This window comes from Demequina zhanjiangensis (assembly GCF_030418315.1).
GTDB classification, from domain to species: domain Bacteria; phylum Actinomycetota; class Actinomycetes; order Actinomycetales; family Demequinaceae; genus Demequina; species Demequina zhanjiangensis.
On sequence record NZ_JAUHPV010000001.1, the window covers coordinates 96,515 to 117,610 of the forward strand.

Consider the following 21,096-nt stretch of genomic DNA (forward strand, 5'->3'; position numbering starts at 1 on the left):
CGTCGGCGTCTTCACGCGGGCACGAGGGCCGGGAGTCGCGTCAGGGCGCGGGAGCGACGGTGGTGCCTTCGCGCAGCTCGAGCGCGATCGGGATCTCGCCTGGCTCGTCGCCATCGAGCAGGGCCCGCACGGCGCTCGCGATGGCGTGCCCCTTCGCGGTGCCGTCCTGCGCCTGCGTGGTGAGGGTGAGCGGCGCGAGCCACGGGAGGTCCAGCCCGTCGAACCCTGTGACCGAGAGGTCGCGCGGCACCTCGAGCCCGGCCTCGCGCGCGGCGACGATGACGCCGCCGGCGAGAAGGTCGGAGTGGCAGACGACCGCCGTCGGCTTCGACGGGTGCTCGAGCAGGAGGCGCCCTGCGGTCATCCCCTCCTCGACCATCGACGCCTCGGCCTCCACGATCGCGCACGGCTCGATCCCGACTCGTGCGAAGGCGTCGAGGCGGTGGCGCGGGGCGGTCCACATCGGGTCCGGTAGATCTGCAGGCTCGAGGAGGCGCGTGCGCGCGTGGTCGGTCATCGGGACGGTGACGGTGGCGATCCGGGTGTGGCCGGCGTCGACCAGGCGGCGCACGAGCTCCTCGGTGGCCGCGGTGTCGTCGATGGTGATGTGCGCACCGCTGAGCGCGCCGTCGGGCGCCTCCATGACGACCGCAGGGATGCCGCGTCGCCGCAGGACCTCGAGCGCGGGCTCGTCGTGGTCGCGGACCCGGAGGACGACGGCGGCGTCCATCGCTGCTGTCGCGAGCAGCGCGCTGTCAGAGTCCCCGGAGTCGGGCGACGGCAGGAGCAGCACGCCGACGCCCATCGCGCCCAGGTCCTCGACGATCGCGTCGAGGATGCGCAGCTGGAGCGGGTCGCGCAGCGTGCGCACGAGCCGTTCGTGCACGACCACAGCGACGATCCCGGTCCGTCCCGACCGGAGAGCGCGCGCCTGCGCGGAGGGGCCCGCATAGTCGAGCGCGGCTGCGGCGGCCTTGACCTTGGCGAGGGTCTCCTCGGTGACCGGGGCCGCGCCCGAGTAGGCGAGCGACACTGTCGAGACCGAGACGCCTGCCTTGGCGGCGACGTCGGCCATCGTGGGGCGTCGGCCGGTGCGGGCCATGGTCCTCCTTGGCGGTGACGCGGGGCGGGCGCCCGCGTACGACATGTGTCCAGGCTAGTCGTATCATCGAAGGTGCCGAAACGTTTCGATACCGAAGGGCACCACCCTGCGCGCCAGCCTCGCACCCACCACCTCGCCCGACGCGGCACGCATCCGCTCGGCGCGCATCGGCGTGCTCTCGCTCTTCGCCTTCCTCGGGCTGCTGACGGCGACCTTCCTGTCGCGCGTGCCGTCCATGCGCGACCTGCTCGACGTGAGCCCGTCCGGCCTCGCGATGCTGCTCATCTCGGGTGCCGTGGGCGCCCTGGTCGCGCTGCTCCTCACCGGCTGGGCAGCCGCCAGGTTCGGCACCCGCGCCCTGCTGTGGTGGTCCAACCTCTCGTACCTCGTGGCGATCTCCGTGGTCGGGCTCGCGACCGAGCTGGGCGCGCGACCCCTGTTCGCGCTCGGGTACTTCCTGGTGAGCTTCTCCTTCGCGTTCACGAACGTGGCGATGAACACGGAGGCCGCGACGGTCGAACGTCTCGTGGGCCGCGCGATCATGCCCCAGTTCCACGCGGGCTTCTCCGTCGGCATGGCCGTCGGGCTCGGCATCGGCGTTCTCTTCTCGCATGCGGGGGTCGCCCCGCTGTGGCACTTCGTGGCCGTCGGCAGCCTCATCACGGTCGTCAAGATGTGGGCCATCCCCCGGTCCACGGTCGACGGCAGGCCGGACCCTCGCGCCGCCGGGGCGAGCCTCGGCGGGCCCTTCGCCACGGCGAAGGCCGAGTACCGCGACCCGCACGTGGTCCTCATCGGCCTGATCGTCTTCGCGGGGTCCATGACGGAGATGATCGCCGCGCAATGGCTCCCCCTGTCCGTGGTGGACGACTTCGGCCAGACGGAGGCCATCGCCGACCTCATGTACTGGGTGTTCGTGATCTCGATGGTGACGGTGCGCTGGTTCGGATCTCACGTCATCGACCGCCTGGGTCGCGTGGTCTCGCTGCGCGTCTCCGCGAGCCTCGTGGCCTCGGGCGTCGTGCTCTATGCGCTCGCGCCGAGCATCTACGTGGTGCCCATCGCGGCGGTCCTGTGGGGCATGGGTGCGGCGCTCGGGGCCCCGATCGGATTCTCCGCGGCCGCTGACGACCCGAAGCGCGCCGCCGCTCGGATGGCGGCCGTCGCCTCGTTCTCCACCGTCGCAGGGCTGCTCGTGCCGCAGCTCGTCGGACACGTCGCCGAGCTCGTCGACCTGCGCTACGCGCTCCTGCTCGTGCTAGTCGCCGCGACGATCAACTTCACCTTGGCCAGGGCGGTCCGCGCACCTCGTGGCCTGTTCCGGTCGCGTCGCGCGGAGGAGCGGATGGTCGGCTCCGCCGTCCTCGCCGCCGACGAGCTGTCGTCCTCCAGTGGGGCGGGCGCGGCGCCGGCCCAGCGTCGGCGCTGACTACGCTGGAGCCCATGACAGCACCTCGCCTGGCCGACCTCACCACGTTCCGCGTCGGCGGTCCCGCCCGCGCGCTGGTCGAGGCCCAGAGCGAGGCCGAGCTGATCGACGCGGTGCGGACGGCCGACGACTCAGGCCAGCCGCTCCTCGTGGTCGGCGGCGGCTCCAACCTCCTGGTGGCGGACTCCGGGTTCGACGGCGTCGTCGTGCGAGATGCCCGCGCCGACGTGTCGCTCGCCAACCATGGCTCGTGCGGCGGCGTGGAGATCACTGCGACGGCAGGCACGCCCTGGGACGACCTCGTGGCGCAGGCCGTCGACTCCCAGTGGAGCGGCTTCGAGGCGCTCTCGGGGATCCCTGGTTCGACGGGGGCCACGCCTGTGCAGAACGTGGGCGCCTACGGTGCTGAGGTGTCGGAGATCGTCGCTCTCATCCGCACCTGGGACAGGGAGACGCAGGCGGTCACCTCGCTGCCGCTCATCAAGGCGCAGTTCGGCTACCGCGATTCCATGCTCAAGCGCACCATGACCGACGGTCCCTGGGGGCCGACGCCGCGGTACGTGGTGCTCGACGTCACCTTCCACACCCGCATGGCCTCCCTCTCGGCGCCCGTGCGCTACCAGCAGCTCGCGACGGCGCTCGACGTGGAGATCGGCACGCGCGTGCCGATCACCGAGGTGCGAGAGGCGGTGCTGGCGCTGCGGGGCTCGAAGGGCATGGTCCTCGATGCCGCGGACCATGACACGTGGTCGGCCGGCTCGTTCTTCACCAATCCGATCGTCGACGCCGACGCTGTGCCCGAGGGCGCTCCCGCCTACCCCGCGGCAGGGGAGGGGAAGGCGAAGACGTCGGCCGCGTGGCTGATCGAGCACGCGGGCTTCCCCAAGGGGTTCGCGGTGCGCGAGGGCGCTCGCGCGTCTCTCAGCACCAAGCACACGCTCGCGCTGACGAATCGGGGCGGCGCGTCCGCGCAGGACCTGCTGGAGCTCGCGCGCGCGATCCGTGCGGGAGTCCACGAGCGCTTCGGCATCACCCTTGTCCCGGAGCCGATGCTGGTGGGCGCGGAGCTGTAGCACTTCACGGAGTGAGGGTGTCCGCTCGCCCCGGACACTGCGAACCAATCTGATCGGCGACACCCCGACGGCGCCGCCGATCAGTGGTTGTACGGCGGCGTGTCGGGATGAGAGTGGTTCGGACTGTCTGCGACGGCGCCACTGCGGCGCGCGTCACAGGTGCGCACGGCCGCCACTGCGCCGCGCACGCGAAGGGCCCCCGGAGCGTGCGCTCCGAGGGCCCTGTGGCAACCGGGCACCCGGTGGTTGACCACCAGGTACCCGGTCTAGAACGGGGTCAACCGTCCGTGGCGATGGCCTTGAGGATGTCCATGCGGGACGCCCTCCATGCGGGCCAGATCGCCGCGACGACACCGGCGATGGCAGCGCCGACCGTGTAGATGATCAGCCAGATCCACGGGATCGCGATCGTCGTGAAGCCGAACTCCTCGAGCGCCCTCACGAGCGCTGCGCCGAGCCCGACACCGAGGATCATGCCCAGGACCGTGCCGAACACGGCCATGACCATCGACTCGATCGTGATCATGCGCCAGATCGACGACTTCCTCACGCCGACGGCACGCAGCAGGCCGATCTCGCGGGTCCGCTCCGTCACCGACAGCAGCAGCGTGTTCGCCACGCCGAGGATCGCGATGATCAGGGCCGCACCCAGCAGCGCGGAGATGACGCCCAGGATCAGGTCGATGAACGTGTTCGCGAGCGCCGCGAGCTGGTCGGGCTGCTGCAGCGCGACGAGCGGGTACTCGGCGCTCAGCTGCTCGAGGATGTCGGCCTGGACCTCGTCCACGTCGGCGTCCTCGTCCAGCACCACCAGGCCCTGCACGACGCCGACCTCCTCGTACATCTGCTCGGCGGTCGACCACTCCACCCAGAACGAGCCGTCCTCAGCGGTGTTGTACAGGCCGGTGACCTCGAGGGTGAGGGTGTCGGCGTCGCCCGTGAGGGTGACCTGGTCGCCCACCTCGACTCCGCGATCCTGGATGTCGGGGCCGATGAACACTCCGCCGTCGAGCTCGGTGAAGTCGGGCTCGTTGTCGTAGTCGTAGGCGGCGTCCGCGGTCTCGGCCTCGACGGCCACGAGCGACTCGGGCATGCCCTCGAACTCGACGGAGTTGATCGACAGCGATGACACGTAGTCGACGCCGTCGGCGGACGTGATGATGTCCATCGCGCCCTGGGGAACGACGCCAGTCTGTGTGTCGAGCACGAAGAGTTCCGCGTTGATCTGCGTGAACTGGCTCGTCACGACCGTCTTGAGCGACTCGGTGAACGTGGCGACCAGCGCGAGTAGCATGACGCCGATCATGAGCGCGGCCGCCGTGTTGGCGCTGCGCCGGGGCTCGCGGCGGATGTTGTTGGCGGCGAGCTTGCCGTCGATCTTGAACATCCGCGTGAGCACGTCGCGCAGCCCGAAGGCGAGCGGCACGAGCACCTGCGCGGCGAGCAGGGTCACGCCGATGATGAGCGCCATGGCACCTGCTCCCACGTACCAGTACGGGTCGGCGACGCCGGTGTAGAGCCCGACGAAGATGCCGACGAGGCCCAGCAGGGTGATCGCCCCGCCGACGACGTTGCGCATCTTGAGCGGCTTCTTCGACTCGGTGGCGGACTCGCGCAGCGCCTCCATCGGGGAGATGGACGACGCATGGATCGCCGGCAGGAGCGCCGAGACGAGCGTCACGAGGGAACCGAGCGCGTAGCTCCACAGGAGAGCGTCGGGCGGAAGCGTCACGGTGCCGAACAGGTCGCCCGAGAAGGCTTCGACGAGAGCCGACATCCCGAGCGCGCCGAGGTATCCGACGATGATGCCGATCGTCGAGGCGACGATGGCGATCACGACCGCCTCGAGAAGGATCATGGAGCGCAGCTGGCGTCCGGTGACGCCGATGGCTCGCATGAGGCCGAACTCGCGGGTGCGCTGGGTGACGATGATCCTGAACGTGTTGACGATGATGTACGAGCCGACGAACAGCGCGATGAGCGCGAAGGCGATCGCGAAGATGTCGATGTACTGCAGGATGTCGTCGAGCTCGGCGGCCTGCTCAGCGGCCTTTGCCTCGCCGGTGATGGCGCGCGTGCCGTCGGGCAGCACCTCGTTGATCGCCGTGGCCACGGCCTCGTTGTCGGCGCCATCCTCGGTGAGCACGGAGATCTGCTGGTAGCCGTCCTCACCGGTGAGCGCGTGCGCCTCGGACTCGGTGACGTAGGCGAGCACCGCTCCCTGGAGCGAGTTCGACTCGCCGAAGCGGACGGTGCCGACGAGGGTGAGCTCGGTGACGCCGTCGACGGTGGCGACGGTGACGGAGTCGCCGATCTCGTAGCCGAGCGACGGGGCGGAGTCGACGTCGAGCACGATCTCACCGTCGGCGGCCGGTCCTGCACCGTCGATCAGGGTGGCGCGGTCCACGTCGGGTTCGCCGGTCCAGTTGAACATCTGAGTGGGCGGTCCCCCGGACGACATGAGGTCGCCGGTCGGCTCGAAGCCTGCGGCGAGCACGGTGGCGGTCACCTGCAGGCCGCCGTAGGCGCCTGAGACGCCGTCCACAGCCTGGATGGCGGCGAGGTCCTGAGCGTCGAAGGTGGACTCTCCTGCGGCGAACATCTCGTTGCCGCTTCCGGTGCCGTCGGCCTGCTCCTCGGCGACCTGCTCGACGATCACGTCGGTGCCGCCGTAGATCTCGCTGAAGAGGCTGTTAAAGCCGCTGGAGAGGGCGTTGGTGAGGGTGAGGGTCGCGGAGACGAGCGCGACTCCCAGTGCGACCGCGACCGCGGTCAGCAGCAACCTCTTGGGGTTGTGCTTGACGGATTTGTAGGCGAGGCGGAACATCAGTGCCCCATCTGCTTCATGCGGTCCAGGACCTTGTCGGCGTTGGGCTCGCGCATCTCGTCGACGATCTGGCCGTCCTCAAGGAAGAGGATGCGGTCGGCGTAGGCGGCGGCCGACGGGTCGTGCGTGACCATGACGATGGTCTGGCCGAACTCCTTGACGGCGCGGCGCATGAAGCCGAGCAGCTCGGCGCCGGAGCGCGAGTCGAGGTTGCCGGAGGGCTCGTCGGCGAAGATGATCTCGGGGCGTGCGACGAGGGCGCGGGCGACGGCGACGCGCTGCTGCTGGCCGCCGGAAAGCTCGGCGGGCAGGTGGGTGAGGCGGTCTCCGAGTCCGAGGATGCCGATGATCTCGTCGAACCACGCCTTGTCGACGGGCTTGCCGGAGATGTCGAGCGGCAGGGTGATGTTCTCCTTCGCGGTGAGCGAGGGGATCAGGTTGAACGACTGGAACACGAAGCCGATGTGGTCACGGCGGACCTCGGTGACCTTCGCCTCGGGAAGCGAGGTGATCGTGATGTCTGCGATCGAGGACTCGCCGGCGGTGAGCCGGTCCAGGCCCGCGAGGGTGTGCAGGAGCGTCGACTTGCCTGAGCCCGAGGGGCCCATGATGGCGGTGAACTCGTGACGGGCGATGTCGACGTTGATGCCGTCGAGCGCGCGGACGGCGGTGTCGCCGAATCCGTAGTCCTTGTATCCGCCGCGCATGGTGGCGGCGAGGGCGGTGGTGGTCATGCTTTCCCCTTCGTGAGATCCGCGCGTCCTGCGCGGCACGTCTGACGGGTCTAGTGTGGCCACGGTCGCGCCTGGCGGTCATCGTCCGAAAGGACGGTTCTGCTCGCTCGTCCGATCGGACGATGCGGGGGTTGTCCCCCAGGGGGCCGCGGCGGCGGTCAGCCCCGGGGGAGGACGATCCCGGAGTCGTATGCCTCGACGACGGCCTGGACCCTGTCTCGCACTCCGAGCTTGGTGAGTATGTGGCTGACGTGCGTCTTGACCGTGGTGTTGGAGACGAACAGCTCGGTCGCGATCTCCTGGTTCGACAGTCCGCGGGCCATGAGCTGGAGGACCTCGACCTCGCGCTCGGAGAGGTCGCCGATCGCCTCCGCGGAGGGCTGGTGGGGTGCGTCGTCGGCCGGGCCGGGCGTCGGCACGGGAACCTGCTCCACCGCAGGAGTAGCAGGGACGACGCCGGCGCTCGGGGTGGTGGCGAAGCGTTCGATCACGCGTCGGGTCACCTCGGGGGCGAGAAGCGCCTCGCCTCCCGCCACGACGCGCACGGCGTCGACGAGAGCGTCGCCTTCGGCGCTCTTGAGGAGGAAGCCCGAGGCTCCTGCGCGGAGGGCCTCGTAGACGTACTCGTCGTCGTCGAACGTGGTGAGGATCACGATCCGCGCGGCGGGCCGGCGGGCGATGAGCTCGCGGGTGGCGGCGATGCCGTCCATGCCCGGCATGCGGATGTCCATGAGGATGACGTCGGCCTCGTGCTCGTCGGCGAGGCTGAGCGCCTGCTCGCCGTCCGCGGCCTCGCAGCACACCTGGATGTCGTCCTCCGACTCAAGGATCATCCTGAGTCCGACGCGGACCATCTGCTGGTCGTCGACGAGCGCGACCTTGATCATGAGTCTCCCTTGCTGGTGGTGCGGGCCACGCCGGCGCGCACCTGATCGTCTGTCACGGGCAGCACCGCGTGGACGCGGAAGCCGCCTCCCTTGCGGGGCCCGAGCTCGAGCTCCCCGCCGAGCTGCACCACCCGCTCGCGCATGCCTGCGAGCCCGTGGCCGCCGCTCGTGCCCGCGACCTCGCTGATGGTGCCCCGTCCGTCGTCCTGGACCTCGATGGTGACCGCCTCCGGTCGGCGGGTGAGCGTGACGATCGCGTGGGCGCCGGGGCCTGCGTACTTGAGGGCGTTCGTGAGCGACTCCTGCACGATCCGGTAGGCGCTGAGCTCCACGCCCGCAGGCACGTGCGAGGTGCCGCTGATGGTGAGCGTCACGGGCATGCCGGCGTCCTCCACCTGCTGGACCAGCTCGGGGATGGCGGCGAGCGACGGCATGGGGCCGAGGTCGTCCCCGAGCACTGCGCCGATGGTGCCGCTGCGTCGCACCCTGCCGGTGAGCTCGGCCGCCTCGTCCTCGGCCTCGCGCTCCGAGGTGCGCAGGACGCCGATCATGCGCTGCATCTCCGCGAGGCCCTTGCGGCCCGAGTCGGAGATCGTGGCGAGCGCCTCGGCGAGCACAGGGTCATCCTTCGCGGCCCGGCGTCGGGCACCCTCCGCCTGAAGGGTCATGACGGTCATCTCGTGCGCGACGACGTCGTGGAGCTCGCGCGCGATGCGTGCCCGCTCGGCCCGCACCGCGTCGGCCGCGGCGATCCGCTCGGCCTGCTCGCGGCGCTGCGCGTCGAGCTCGAGCTCGGTCATGCGCTCGCGGCGCCTGTAGTCGGTGAAGCCGAGCCCCACAGGGACGAGCACGGCGAGCACTCCCGCGACATACGACCAGGCGGACACGTAGTCCGTGGCGAGCAGGCCGACGGTGATCCAGCCGAACAGCACACCCGTCGCGGCCCCGATGTGGACCAGTGCCTGACGCGGCGGCATGTAGGACGCGACGCCGTACAGGGCGATGTAGATCGCGAGCATCGCGGGGGTGTCCACGTATCCGAGGCCTGCCGCGACCACCCAGAACAGCATGCTGACCCACAGGACCGCCCGCGGGTAGCGCTGGCGGAATGCGAGCGGCAGCACCTGCAGCGTGATGAGCAGGTATCCCAGCGCGTCGTACTCGTGCACGGCGTTCGGGGAAGGGTCCCCCAGGCTGACCGCCGTGACCACGGCGAGCACCAGCATCGCGGCGGCGACGAGCACGTCGGGCAGGCGGGGCAGCTTGAGGTCCACGCAGACAGGCTAGCCGTGCCGAGCCGTCGCTCACATGGGCATCCGGCCCGCGCGTCATCCACAGGCGTGCTCTCGGAGATGCTTCGTGCTCGCGTGCCGGGGCTAGCGTCGGGCCACCGGGCGGGACGGGAGGGCCATGGAGCTGCGGGTGACGCTGCGGGGCGGTGCGCACGACGGGCCCATCGAGGTGACGGTCCCCGAGGGCGCCACGGTCGCTGATCTCGCACGCCGGCTCGCAGCGCCCGCGCAGGTGCGCGGCTGCACCGACGCTCGGCTCACCCTGCGGGTCCTGGGCCGCTCGCGCGGGCGTGAGGACGGCTGGTCCATGCTCGCGCCCGACGCCGACGTGAGGGAGTCCGGCCTCCGCAGCGGCGACGAGGTCGAGCCCGTCGTCGCGTCGGACGCGCGTGACGAGACTGTGGCCGCGGTGGAGGTGGTCAGGGGGCCCGATCGCGGATCCGTGTTCGCGCTGCGTCCCGGCGTCAACGTCGTCGGCCGCGATCCTTCGGCGTCGGTCACGCTCACCGATCCGCTGGTCGCGGGACGTCACCTGGCGGTGCGCGTGAGCGCCTCCGTGGAGGTCCAGGACCTCGGCTCGACCGGCGGCGTCGCGATCTCCGGAACACCCGCGACGCGAGCGCCATGGCGCCCCGGCGAGGCGCTCGCGCTCGGCTCCTCGGTGCTCAGGCTGGTCAGGGTCGTCCCGTCGGACGCCGCCGCGGCATCGCGCGTCGGCGACGTCGTGACCTCCGCACCGAAGGTTCTGCCACGGCTTCCGGAGGAGGCGGTCGACCTTCCCGAGCCACCCACGATGCCCGAGGTGCGGAGCATGCCGCGGGCGGCGCTGCTCGCCCCCGCGTTCATGGGGCTCGCCATGTTCGCCGCGACCGGTCGTGCGCTCTCGCTCGTGTTCGTGTTCATGTCTCCGCTCGTGATGCTCGCGGGAGTGCTCGACTCGCGGTGGGAGCGGCGCCGCAGGCGTGCGGAGCTCTCAGCCGAGTTCGACGCCGCACTGGAGGACGCGACCGCACGGTTGGCCGCACGGGAGCCGCACGAGCGGTCCGCTCTGGGCGCGCGGTTCCCTGCGGTCCACGAGTGCGAGGAGATCGTGGTCGCCCGAGGATCAGCCCTGTGGGCCCGGAGGCCCGAGCACGCCGAGTTCCTGGCCGTACGGCTCGGCACGGGAGCCGTGCCCGCCTCCGCGCCGCCGACCGCGGCCCAGGGCGGTATGGCGCTGCCCGATGCGCGCCCTCGGGTCGAGCAGGTGGCTTCCCGATACGCCACGGTGCCGAAGGCGCCCGTCACCGCGCACCTCACGGTGTGCGGCTCGCTCGGCTTCGCGGGGGAGGGAGGCTCCGCGGCGGCACGTGCGGCGATCCTCCAGCTCGCCGTCCTGCACCCGCCCTCCGAGCTGGCGCTCGCGGTGCTCGCATCCGATGGACCTGGGGACGAGTCATGGGACTGGATGGGGTGGCTCCCGCATGTGCGCGCCGCGCGGGCCCTGCTCGGAGGCGACGCGGCAGTCTCAGGGCAGCGCCGCGGCGCGTTGATGGACTCCCTCGAGGACCTGGTGGCGCGCCGCGCGGGGGTCGGCATCGCTGCTGCGCTTCCGGCGCCTCGTGCGGACGAGGCGGACGGGATCCGCGCGGTGCCCGGACGGCCGTCGCTCGTCGTCCTCGTCCACGATGCCGAGCCCGTGGAGCGCGAGCGGTTGCTGAGGCTTGCCGAAAGGGGGCCCGACCATGGCGTGCACGTGATCTGGGTGGCGGAGGACCCCTCTCGCATCCCGGGCGCGTGCCGCACCGTCCTCCACACCGCCGCGGGGCAGGACGCGCGCGTCGGACAGGTGCTGAGAGGGGCACCTGCGGATCCCGTGGAGGCCGAGCGCGCCTCGCTCGACGGCACCCGTCGCGTCGCGCGCATGCTGGCGCCGCTGAGCGACGCCGCTGCTGTCGCCTCCAAAGGAGCTGCGCTTCCCCGCGCAGTGCCGCTCGTCGAGCTGCACGGTGCCGAGGTGCTCGACCCCGAGGTGCATGCGAGCCGCTGGAGAGAGGCGACGCGCGGCGGGGCGCGTGGGTCGCTCCGTGCGCTCGTCGGCCACTCGGCGGAGGGGCCCGAGTATCTGGACCTCGCGAGCCAAGGGCCGCACGCGCTCGTCGGCGGCACCACCGGATCCGGGAAGTCGGAGCTGCTTCAAGCCTGGATCCTCGGGATGGCATGCGCGCACGGCCCCGACGTCGTGAACTTCCTGCTCGTGGACTACAAGGGTGGCGCGGCATTCTCCGAGTGCGTGCGCCTCCCTCACGCGGTCGGCCTCGTCACCGACCTGGACGCGCGGCTTGCCGAGAGGGTGCTCGTGTCGCTGCGCGCCGAGCTGACGCATCGAGAGAGGCTGCTGGCCGACGCGGCGGCGAAGGACCTCGACGCGTTGCTCGCCGCAGGCAGGTCCACGCTTCCTCGACTCGTCGTCGTCATCGACGAGTTCGCGACCCTGGTCTCAGAGGTCCCTGCGTTCATCGACGGTGTCCTCGACATCGCGCAACGCGGCCGCTCGCTCGGGCTCCACCTCATCATGGCCACGCAGCGGCCAGCGGGAGTGATCCGGGACAGCCTCCGCGCGAACACGAACCTTCGGCTTGCGCTTCGGATGGCCGACGACGCCGACTCCCGGGACGTGCTCGGCGAGGCGTCGGCCGCCGGGCTCGATCCCGGGACCCCCGGCAGGGTGCTCGTCCGCCACGGCCCAGGGCGGGTCCGCCAGCTGCAGTCGGCCTACGGGGGAGCGAGCACGGCGGCGCTCGGGCCACGCACGGTCCGCCTTCCCGTCCGTGACGCGAGCCTCGCCGGGGGCGGGCCATGGCCGGAGCCTGCCGCTCCCGCACCGGCACCATCGTTCGGCACCGACGCCGAGCGCGTGGTCGATGCGCTGCGCGAGGCGCACCGGCTCTCGGGACAGGGCCCTGCACGGCGTCCGTGGCTCGACGAGCTGCCCGACTGCCTCGCGCTCGAAGCCCTGTCTGCCGCGCCCGGCGGTCTCACCATGGGCCTGCTCGACGATCCGGGCCGCCAGCGGCAGGTCCCGCTCTCGCACCGCCTCGACGACGGACCGCTCCTCGTCATCGGGGGGCCCGCGTCAGGAGCATCCGCCGCGCTCAGGACGCTCGCTGCGGCTGCCGCAGCGGCACCGGACCGAGCCGCGCTCCATGTCTACTGCATCGATGGAGGCGGAGGAGGGCTGGCCCCGTTGCGGCACCTGCCTCACGTGGGAGACGTGCTGGAGCACACCGATGCCGAGCGCATCGCGCGTCTCCTCGCTCGCCTGGCCGCGGCCGTGCGAGAGCGCAAGGCGGTGGCGTCGGAGGGGGACGCGCCACAGGCCGACGAGGTCGCGGTGCTGCTGCTGATCGACGACGCCGTGCGGCTCCAGGAGGAGCTCCTGCACGTGCCCGGGCGCGAGGTGACCTGGGAGGATCTTCGCGCCGTCCTATCGGACGGCAGGACTGCCGGCGTGCATGTCGCTGCCACGGCGGCACGGACGGGAGCGCTGCACGCCTCGTTGCGCGCGGTGATGACCCGTCTGCTCACACTCCGCACGACGGACGAGGCGGAGTATGCGCTCGCGGGCCTGCGCTCGAAGCGTGTGCCCAGCGACGCTCCACCCGGGCGGGGGCTCGATGCGGCCTCGGGCCTCGAGTTCCAGATCGCGGTGCCGGGTGGGTCGCCACGGCTCGACCGTCAGGTCGCGGCACTGAGGTCGAGCCTGCCGGCTCCGTCCGTGCTCCCGCCGCCCGTCCCTCGGATGCCGACGCGGGTCGAGGCTGCGGAGATGCCGCCTGAGGTGCAGGGGATGCCGGTGCTCGGCATCGAGGAGCAGACGCTGCGACCCATGGGGGTGGAGATCGATCGGGCGTTCCTCATCGCAGGGCCGGCGGGATCGGGCCGCACCGCGGCGGCCGCGTGGCTCGCGACGGCGATGCGTGCGGCGCGCCCCTCCAGAAGGCTTCTGCACCTGTCCCTTCGACGAAGCCGTCTCGGGGAGCTGAGCGCATGGGACGACTCCTGCGCGGGCGTCGATGCCGCCGGGATCTTCCTCACGCGGTGGGCGGCCAGGCTCGAGGCGCCGGCGGAGCCCGAGGACGCGATCGTCGTCGTCGTGGAGCACCTGGAGGACCTCGGACCGGGAACTCCGGACCCGAGGGTGGTCCAGACGCTGCGTCACGCGATGAAGGCGGGGCACGCGGTGGTCGGTGAGGCCGACACGCAGTCGTGGCTCGGGCCTCTCGCCGCGGATATCCGGTCGGCGAGACGCGGTCTGGTCCTCGGAGCCGAGCCCGCGGATGTGCAGTTCCTGCTCGGGGTCCGCGGCACGCGGCTGCCGGACGGTCCTCCGCCTGGCCGAGGTGTCGTCATCGCGCCAGGAAGCATGCGCGTCGTCCAGGTGCCCTGGTTGCCGGAGGCGTTCTCCACAGAACCCCCAGGCCCTCGACGACCCGTCGACGAGCGCGGATAGTTTCACAGTCGTCCGCCCGACCGGGCGGAGGAGAGGAAGCAGAGTCCATGGCCAACATCACCGTCACCTACGAGGACCTTCGCGTCGCGGCCGACCAGCTCGTGTCGGGGCAGGGCGACATCGACGCACGGCTCGCCGAGCTGAAGTCCTACATCGACTCGCTCGTCTCAGGCGGCTACGTCACGAGCGCCTCGTCCGGCGCGTTCCACGAGCAGTACACGACCTTCACCGCCTCGTCCCGACAGGCGATCTCCGCGCTCGAGGGGCTGAGCCAGTTCCTGCGCAGCGCCTCGGAGACCCTCCAGCAGACCGACGAGGCGCTCGCGAGCGCGATCCGCGGCCGGTAGCGGCGGAGGCGGGAGGCGGCCCATGGGTCGAGACCTGGTGCTCAGCGACGCGGCGCTCGAAGGTGCCGCGGCGCGGATCGACGCCGTCGTCGCTGATCTCGCGTCGGCATCGGAGAGCCGTGAGGCTCTCATGAGCGGTCTCGGTGAGTCGTGGCGCGTGCAGGAGTTGCGCGATGCGCTCGCGTCTTTCGACTCCGCCTGGAGGGTCCGGCGCGAGGGTCTCCAGGATTCGCTGGCCGGCCTCGCGGGCGTGCTGCGGCAGATCGACCAGGGCTTCGACGAGGCGGACCGCTCCCTGGCGCAGGTCCTTTCGCCGCCGCGCGCGCCTGCCGCGCAGGCCAGGGAGGTGAGGTGATGGAGAGCGTCCTCGATCAGACCTCGCCGCTCTCAGGCGACCCGGTGCTCCTGCGTCATGGCGCTGCCGCGCTCGGAGCCGTCGGCGACGCCCTCGCGCTGACGGTAGCCGAGCTCGCCGCCGCCCGTGAGGGCCAGGGCATGTGCGGCACCGCGGTGCTGGCCTACCTGGATGCCGCACAGGTCATCGCCTCCGAGCTCGCCGCGGTGCAGGAGCGGTACGTGCGCACCGCGACCGCGGTGCAACGGTATGCGGCGGATCTCGAGGAGTTCCAGGCGGAGGCGAGAGCGCTGCATGCGCGCGCGGTGGATGCGCAGCGTGACGTGGACGCCGCACGCGCGCTCAGCGACGCGGAGGCGATCGCCGCGGAGCGCAGGGCGGCCGAGGATCCCGCCGGGCTCGAGGCGCTTCTTGTGGTCCCCACCGCTCCCGAGAGCCTCGCGCAGGACCGTCTCGACAGCGCGCTCGCGGAGGCGGCGAGGTGCGAGCGGGAGTTCGCGATCCTGCTCGGGCTCTGGCACGACGCTTCCCGGCGTTGCGCGGCGGACATCGACATCGCCGTGGAGCGTTCGGGCCTCGACGACAGCGGCTGGGACGTCATCTGCGCGGGGCTCGAGGTGCTCCTGGACGACGTGCTGCCTGACCTCGAGCTCCTGCTCGACATCGCTGCCGTCCTCTGCACCGTGGTCGCGGTGGCGCTGGTCCTCACCGGCGTCGGTGCAGGATTCGCCCCCGCGCTTCTCGCCCTCTCGCGAGTGGCCCAAGCGGGCGCTCGCGTGGTCGCCGTCGTGAGGGCGGTGTCGACGACGCTGCTCGTCGCCTCGGGGCGACGCCCCGCCTCCGCGCTGGTCGACCTGGGAGTGCAGGCGGCGGTCAACCGCGTGGGTGGACGGGTCACCGACGGCATCGCACACCGAGCGGGGTCGTCCCTCAGCGGGGTCATCGCCTCGGGGCTCGATCGCTCGGGCGCCGGACTGGTGAGCGTCGGCGTCCCAGGCGTGGAACGCGTCGGAGGGGCGCTCGGCGCTCACGCCATCGACCTCAGGGCGCATGGCTTCGACGAGTGGGTGAGGCGCTCGCTCGACCCCGGCCTCACGGGGGTGGCCCACGCCAGCGCCGAGGGCGCGGCGCGTGGCACGAACGCGACCGGGCTCACCGAGCTCGCGACACGGTCGCGCTATGCGCTCGACGGGCTGACGTGGCAGATGCAGGACGTGGTCGTGGAGATGCACGACGAAGCGAGCGAGCGGGCGGGCGGAGACTCCCAGGAGGATGGCGCATGACGAGAACCCTTCAGATGACGGTGCCTGACGGATGGCGGCTCGTCGAGCCCGGCGACGGGATCCGCTCGGTCGACGCCGCTGCGGCAGATCTCACCGAGTCGATGGCTACGGGCGACCGAGCGCTGTGGCGCTCCACCGTCGCCGAGGCGTGGGAGGGCGCCCTCTCCTCAGTGCAGCAAGAGCACGGCGAGGTCGTGTCGCTCCTTGTGCCGGTGGGCGGGCTGGCCGCAGAGCTGCCCGTGACCGTCGCGGTGCTGCGGCTCGCGCTCGCCACCTCCTCGCCGCACGAGGCGAACAGCATGCTCGCGTCCGTCGCCGCACAGGACGCGACCGCGCGGCTGCTCGCCACCGACGCAGGACCCGCGATGCGCACGCACAGCAGATCCGCTCTCGACTCCTCCCATGCTGACCGGCTTGCAGTGCAGGTCGAGGACCTTCCTGGGATCGAGGTGCTCCGGGCCAGGTACCTGCTCCCGCCACTCGGTCATGGGAGGTGGCTCGCCCTGCTTCACACCGTGGTGGGTGTGAACGATGAGACCACGTCCGCGTGGCTTGAGCTCTGCGACGCGCTCGTCATCGGAGCGCGCTGGAGCCGCGAGGAGTGATCGGCCAGGGCCGCCGACCTCGGCGGGCATGCCGCGACGGCGCCCGCCCCTGCTCAGCCCACGAATCGGTAACCCACGCCTCGCACCGTCTCGATCGAGTCCGCTCCGAGGCGTCCACGGAGATAGCGGATGTAGACGTCGAGCACGTTGTCCTTCGACGCCGAGCCCCACACGTGCGCCAGGGCGGCCTGCCTGCTCACCACGTCGCCTCCGTGCGTCATGAGCAACGTTGCCAGCTGCAGCTCGCGCGGGCTCAGCTCCACCGGCTCGTCGTCGCACGTCAGCGACCGGGACTCGGTGTCGAGCGCGCAGCGGCCGATGCGGATCACGGGATCCGCCACCTCGGCCTCCGGAGCGCGCGCCCGCAGGCGGATGCGCGCGAGCAGCTCGTCGAAGCTGAACGGCTTCGGCATGTAGTCGTCCGCCCCGCGTTCGAGGCCGCGGACGGTGTCCTCCGCCGAGGTGCGGGCGGTCAGGATGATCACCGGCAGATCGGACCCCGTCGCACGCAAGCGCCTCAGCACGGTGAAGCCCTCCTGATCGGGCAGCCCGATGTCGAGCACCATGATGTCGAAGTCGCCTTCGACCGCCCGCGCCAGCCCGTCACGCCCGGTGGACACTCGCTCCACCTCGATCCCCGCGACCCTCAGCCCTTCGGCGACCGACGCTGCGAGGCGATCCTCGTCCTCCACGAGCAGCAGGCGGGTCATGCGCGCGCTCCCTCCGCCGCCGGATCGTCCCAGGGGGACGCCGGAGCAGGCTCCTCATGACGCGGCGCGTAGGCCGGCGCCACGATCGAGAACGTGGAGCCCCTGCCAGGCGTGGACTCGATGTCCAGACGCCCTTCGTGCGCCTCCGCGATGGCAGTGACGATGGGCAGCCCCAAGCCGGTCCCGTCCACGCGGGTGTCGACCCTGCCGAACCGTGACCGGATGCGCTCGATATCCTCGTGAGCGATGCCGATGCCCTCATCGCGCACCCACAGCCTGAACTCGGGAACCCCGTCCACGGTGACGCGCACCTCGCTCCCGAGCGTGATGGCGGTGCCAGGCTCAGAGAAGCGCACCGCATTGGCGGAGAGCTGAAGCCACGCCTGGGTGAGGCGCTCCGCATCGGCCTCAACGACGCCCTCAGCGATGGCCTCCGTCGTCCAGATGCGCGGCCCCAGCTGTGAGGCCCGGCTCAGCGCGACGTCCGTCAGTTCGGCGAGATCCACCGGCGCAAGCCTGAGGAACTCCGGCCTGTCGGCCTTCGCAAGGGTCACCAGGTCGTCGACCAGTCGCGACATGCGGGTGACCTCATCGAGCAGCTCGTCACGGGCGGCGACCACAGCCTCCGAGTCGCGCGGCTCGAGCAGCTCGAGCCGGTTGCGGACGATCGTGAGCGGGGTGCGGAGCTCATGGGACGCGTCGTCCAGCAGCTGGCTCTGGTCGGAGAAGGCACGCTCGATGCGGTCGAGCATCTGGTTGACGGTCTCCGACAGCCGTGCGAGGTCGTCGTTCCCCACGATCGGGATCCTGTCCGACAGGTCGGTCGTCGAGATGCGTCGCGCGGTCTGGTCCAGCAGCCTGATCGGCTCGAGGAGACGGCCGACCGTGACGTAGCCGAACACGGCGATCGCCGCGAGCGAGATGAGCGCCACGACCACGTAGACCTCGAACGTGTCCACGAGAGCGGACATGATCGCGCCATGGTCGGCGGCGTAGACCATCACCCCCTGCACAGCGCCGGTCGCGTCGGCGATCGGCACGGCAAGGAACCTGTAGTCGGCTTGCTCCGTGGTGAGCGACTGTACGGCGACGGTGCCGGAGGTCGCCGCGTCAGTCGCCGCGGCGAGCAGGGCGTCGTCGGTCTCGAGGCGCAGGATCTCGTCGCCGCCCGGTACGAAGCGGGCTTCGCCGGCGAGCAACGCGACAGCGCTTTCGGTCGGCGAGGCGACCACGCGTCGCATGGCCTCCCGCAGGATCGACTCGGCATCGACGAAGGTGGCGCCCGTGACGGGGTCCCCCTCGGCGACGAGTGTGTGAAGGTCGTCGGCTCTCAGGGTGAGGTCGGTGCCGATCTCGTTGTCGAGCCGTGCGCGCTCGATCGCGAAGGCGGTGCTGCCCGCGACTGCGAGAGCGATGCCGGTGAGCGCGGTGAGGTACGTGAGGACCCGGATCCTCACGCTCACGCTTCCGCTCCACCGGCGCAGCGACATCGCCATCGGTGCCACCCTTCGACGCCACCACGCTACTGCGGGCGTGTGGCTCGGCGCGTCTCCGGCGTCAGGAACGGCCGGGGGAGTGGCGTCGGGCGCTGGGCGCGTGTCATGCGGCGCCCCCGTGCGGAGGGCTGTGGGGGACATCTCGTGGCTCGCTGTCGTGTCGCGTGCGGTCAGTCGTCGTCGAACTCGTCCTCGAGCTCGTCCTCATGCTCGGGCTCGAACTCGTCCTCGTGCTCGAACTCGTCCTCGTGCTCGACATCATCATCGCTCTCGTAGGAGTCGTCTGAGCCGCTGCGGGAGCTGTCGTCGTCCGACCCGGAGCTGGAGGACGTGGAGCGGGAGCTGTCGTCGTCGCGATCGTCGTCGTAGTCCTCGAGATCGATCACGTCGTCCTCGATCACCTCGACGGGGTCGTCGGTCGCCTCCTCCGTCGGTTCGGGGCTGCTCGTGTCGTCGGCGCTGTGCGAGGCCGAAGGCGTCGGCGCGGAGGATGGGATGATCACGGGCTCGACCGTGCTCTCGGGGCTGCTGCCGCCGGTGACCATGGCGCTGGCGCCCAGGCCGACTGCGACGAGGATCCCGGCGGTCGCGCCGATGGTGACGATGAATCGTGGTGTCGTGGCTTCCATGTCTCGATCGTCGTCCTGCGACTCTGAGAACGGCCTCAGAGAGCGAGCGGTGGGCCGTCAGTTGTCGTCGTGGCGGGTCCAGCGGAAGGTCTTCACGGCGAGCACGAGCCCGATGACGACCCACGCTGCCAGCACGATCGCACCGGTGGTCAGCTCCCAGCTGCCGCGCGCCTCGGCGGCGGCGAAGTCCTCCGGCAGGAACACCGACCGCATGCCTTGCGCAAGCCACTTGAGCGGGAAGATCTCCGCGACGTGCTGCAGGAATGTGGGGATCTGCGTGTAGACCAGGAAGACACCCGAGGTGAACTGGAGGAACAGCACGATCGGGGTGATGACCGCGGATCCTGACTTGGCGTTGCGCAGCAGCGTGGACATCGCGATGCCGAGCGTCGTCGCGGCTGCGGTGCCGAGCAGGAACACCCACGCGAACGTCCCCCAGTGGCCTGCGTCGGACGGCAGCGTGACGTCGTAGATGACGACGCCGATCGCGATCAGGATCGCCACCTGCACCGCTGACACCAGCAGGACCTGCGCGACCTTGGCCGCGAAGTACGAGGTGGCGGGCAAGGGTGTGCCCTGGATGCGCTTGAGCACGTCCTCGTCGCGGTCGATCGAGATGGTCATCGCGAGCGACTGGAAGCCCGTGTTGAGGATGCCCGAGGCGACCATGCCGGCCAGGAAGTACTGCGCGAACGTCACGCCCGGCGCGATCTCCTCGCCGCCGAAGACCGAGCCGAAGAGGAGCAGCAGCATCATCGGGAAGAGGAAGATGAAGACCATCTGCTCGCGGCTGCGGAAGAACTCCTTCAGCTCGACGCTCAGCCGGGCGAGGGTCATCGACGTCCACGTGGGCGTGGGCGGTGCGGCGGTGGCGGTCACGACGCGACCTCCTCGGTGTCGGCTGAAGGATCGGCGGCGGCGCGCTGGGTCTCGCCGATGAGCTGAAGGTAGACGTCCTCGAGCGAGGGGTGTCGCACCTCGAGCGACGTGATCTCTCCTGGGGTGCGGGCCAGCAGGTCGCGCAGGAACGCGGAGGGGGTCGCCGTCTGCTCCGTGCGGGCCACTCCGTCGTCGACCCAGCTGATGTGCGCCGCGTTGGCCCTCGAGCGCAGCCCTGCGGGGGTGTCGAGGGCGACCATGCGGCCGGCGGCGATGATGCCGATGCGGTCGGCGAGGTGGTCGGCCTCGTCGAGGTAGTGGGTGGTCAGGAGCACTGTGGTCCCGTCGCCTCGCACGGACTCGATGAGCCCCCAGAACTGGCGTCGCGCCTCGGGGTCGAAGCCGGTCGTGGGCTCGTCGAGGAAGACGAGCTCGGGCCGCCCGATCAGGGCGAGCGCCACGTCGAGCCGACGGCGCTGGCCGCCGGACAGGGTCGCAGGCTTGGCTCCGGCCTTCTCGGTGAGGCCGACGGCGGCGAGGGTCTCGTCCACGTCGCGTGCGTTCGGGTACAGGCGGGCCGCGTACTGGACGGACTCGCGCGCGGTGAGCAGGCCCCGACCGGAGGTGCCTTGGAGCATGACGCCCACCCGGTGCCGCCACTCCTTGGTCGCGGACTGCGGGTCGATGCCGAGCACGGAGACCTCGCCCGAGGTGCGCTTGCGGAACCCTTCGAGGATCTCGACCGTGGTGGACTTGCCGGCGCCGTTGGGTCCGAGCAGCGCGAACACCTCGCCGCGGGGGATCTCGAGGTCGAGTCCGTCGACCGCATGGAGGTCCCCGTAGTGCTTGTGCAGCCCGGAGATGCTGATGGCGGGTTCCGTCATGGGGTCGAGCCTAACGACGACGAAGGCCGGCCGCCTCGTCTGTGTGGACGATCGCGGCCGGCCTGTATGCCG

The 21,096-nt window shown here is 71.1% G+C and carries 17 protein-coding genes; 7 read left to right on the plus strand and 10 right to left on the minus strand.

The features are described from left to right. Nucleotides 1-40 precede the first annotated feature (40 nt). Nucleotides 41-1,102: a LacI family DNA-binding transcriptional regulator gene (locus QQX04_RS00465; protein ID WP_301125111.1), complete on the minus strand. Its 1,062-nt coding sequence runs from the start codon at nucleotides 1,100-1,102 to the stop codon at nucleotides 41-43. Nucleotides 1,103-1,274: 172 nt separating this feature from the next. On the opposite strand from QQX04_RS00465, the gene QQX04_RS00470 reads away from it, so the two are divergent. Together QQX04_RS00470 and QQX04_RS00475 are read left to right on the plus strand one after the other, a co-directional pair. Then, nucleotides 1,275-2,531, plus strand: a complete 1,257-nt coding sequence (locus QQX04_RS00470) for an MFS transporter (RefSeq protein ID WP_301125113.1) — start codon at nucleotides 1,275-1,277, stop codon at nucleotides 2,529-2,531. A gap of 14 nt (nucleotides 2,532-2,545) precedes the next feature. Next, nucleotides 2,546-3,604: a UDP-N-acetylmuramate dehydrogenase gene (locus tag QQX04_RS00475; RefSeq protein ID WP_301125115.1), complete on the plus strand. Its 1,059-nt coding sequence runs from the start codon at nucleotides 2,546-2,548 to the stop codon at nucleotides 3,602-3,604. A 277-nt stretch (nucleotides 3,605-3,881) separates the two neighbouring features. Here QQX04_RS00475 and QQX04_RS00480 read toward each other — a convergent pair whose 3' ends face one another. The 4 genes from QQX04_RS00480 to QQX04_RS00495 form a co-directional block, all read right to left on the minus strand. Then, entirely contained in the window at nucleotides 3,882-6,431 is a 2,550-nt protein-coding gene (locus tag QQX04_RS00480) for an ABC transporter permease (RefSeq protein ID WP_301125117.1), read from the minus strand. Further along, a complete protein-coding gene (locus tag QQX04_RS00485; RefSeq protein ID WP_301125119.1) occupies nucleotides 6,431-7,165 on the minus strand; it encodes an ABC transporter ATP-binding protein in 735 nt (244 codons plus the stop codon). Before QQX04_RS00485 ends, QQX04_RS00480 begins: the two co-directional genes overlap by 1 nt. Before the next feature lie 158 nt (nucleotides 7,166-7,323). After that, the gene (locus QQX04_RS00490; RefSeq protein WP_301125121.1) at nucleotides 7,324-8,052 is read right to left on the minus strand and encodes a response regulator; all 729 of its coding nucleotides are present in this window, start codon (nucleotides 8,050-8,052) and stop codon (nucleotides 7,324-7,326) included. Beyond that, complete coding sequence (locus QQX04_RS00495) at nucleotides 8,049-9,326, minus strand: sensor histidine kinase (protein ID WP_301125122.1); 1,278 nt, start codon at nucleotides 9,324-9,326, stop codon at nucleotides 8,049-8,051. Before QQX04_RS00495 ends, QQX04_RS00490 begins: the two co-directional genes overlap by 4 nt. A gap of 136 nt (nucleotides 9,327-9,462) precedes the next feature. On the opposite strand from QQX04_RS00495, the gene QQX04_RS00500 reads away from it, so the two are divergent. From QQX04_RS00500 to QQX04_RS00520, 5 genes are read left to right on the plus strand one after another with little or no spacing between them, the layout of a single operon-like run. Next, on the plus strand, nucleotides 9,463-13,836 hold the full coding sequence (locus tag QQX04_RS00500) for a type VII secretion EssC family protein (RefSeq protein WP_301125123.1): 4,374 nt from the start codon (nucleotides 9,463-9,465) through the stop codon (nucleotides 13,834-13,836). Nucleotides 13,837-13,883: 47 nt separating this feature from the next. Continuing rightward, a complete protein-coding gene (locus tag QQX04_RS00505) occupies nucleotides 13,884-14,183 on the plus strand; it encodes a WXG100 family type VII secretion target (RefSeq protein ID WP_301125124.1) in 300 nt (99 codons plus the stop codon). Between the two features lie 22 nt (nucleotides 14,184-14,205). Then, nucleotides 14,206-14,538, plus strand: a complete 333-nt coding sequence (locus tag QQX04_RS00510; RefSeq protein ID WP_301125126.1) for a hypothetical protein — start codon at nucleotides 14,206-14,208, stop codon at nucleotides 14,536-14,538. After that, on the plus strand, nucleotides 14,538-15,821 hold the full coding sequence (locus tag QQX04_RS00515; protein WP_301125128.1) for a hypothetical protein: 1,284 nt from the start codon (nucleotides 14,538-14,540) through the stop codon (nucleotides 15,819-15,821). Before QQX04_RS00510 ends, QQX04_RS00515 begins: the two co-directional genes overlap by 1 nt. Further along, a complete protein-coding gene (locus QQX04_RS00520) occupies nucleotides 15,818-16,426 on the plus strand; it encodes a hypothetical protein (protein WP_301125130.1) in 609 nt (202 codons plus the stop codon). Before QQX04_RS00515 ends, QQX04_RS00520 begins: the two co-directional genes overlap by 4 nt. A 53-nt stretch (nucleotides 16,427-16,479) precedes the next feature. Here QQX04_RS00520 and QQX04_RS00525 read toward each other — a convergent pair whose 3' ends face one another. The 5 genes from QQX04_RS00525 to QQX04_RS00545 form a co-directional block, all read right to left on the minus strand. Next, nucleotides 16,480-17,136: a response regulator transcription factor gene (locus QQX04_RS00525; RefSeq protein ID WP_301125132.1), complete on the minus strand. Its 657-nt coding sequence runs from the start codon at nucleotides 17,134-17,136 to the stop codon at nucleotides 16,480-16,482. Further along, nucleotides 17,133-18,599, minus strand: a complete 1,467-nt coding sequence (locus QQX04_RS00530) for a sensor histidine kinase (RefSeq protein WP_301125134.1) — start codon at nucleotides 18,597-18,599, stop codon at nucleotides 17,133-17,135. The genes QQX04_RS00525 and QQX04_RS00530 overlap by 4 nt, the downstream gene beginning before the upstream one ends. Nucleotides 18,600-18,802: 203 nt before the next feature. Then, on the minus strand, nucleotides 18,803-19,261 hold the full coding sequence (locus QQX04_RS00535) for a hypothetical protein (RefSeq protein WP_301125136.1): 459 nt from the start codon (nucleotides 19,259-19,261) through the stop codon (nucleotides 18,803-18,805). A 57-nt stretch (nucleotides 19,262-19,318) separates the two neighbouring features. After that, nucleotides 19,319-20,140, minus strand: a complete 822-nt coding sequence (locus tag QQX04_RS00540; RefSeq protein WP_301125138.1) for an ABC transporter permease — start codon at nucleotides 20,138-20,140, stop codon at nucleotides 19,319-19,321. Then, nucleotides 20,137-21,024 (minus strand): ABC transporter ATP-binding protein, encoded by an 888-nt coding sequence (locus QQX04_RS00545; RefSeq protein WP_301125140.1) that lies wholly within the window; start codon nucleotides 21,022-21,024, stop codon nucleotides 20,137-20,139. The genes QQX04_RS00540 and QQX04_RS00545 overlap by 4 nt, the downstream gene beginning before the upstream one ends. Nucleotides 21,025-21,096: the final 72 nt, after the last annotated feature.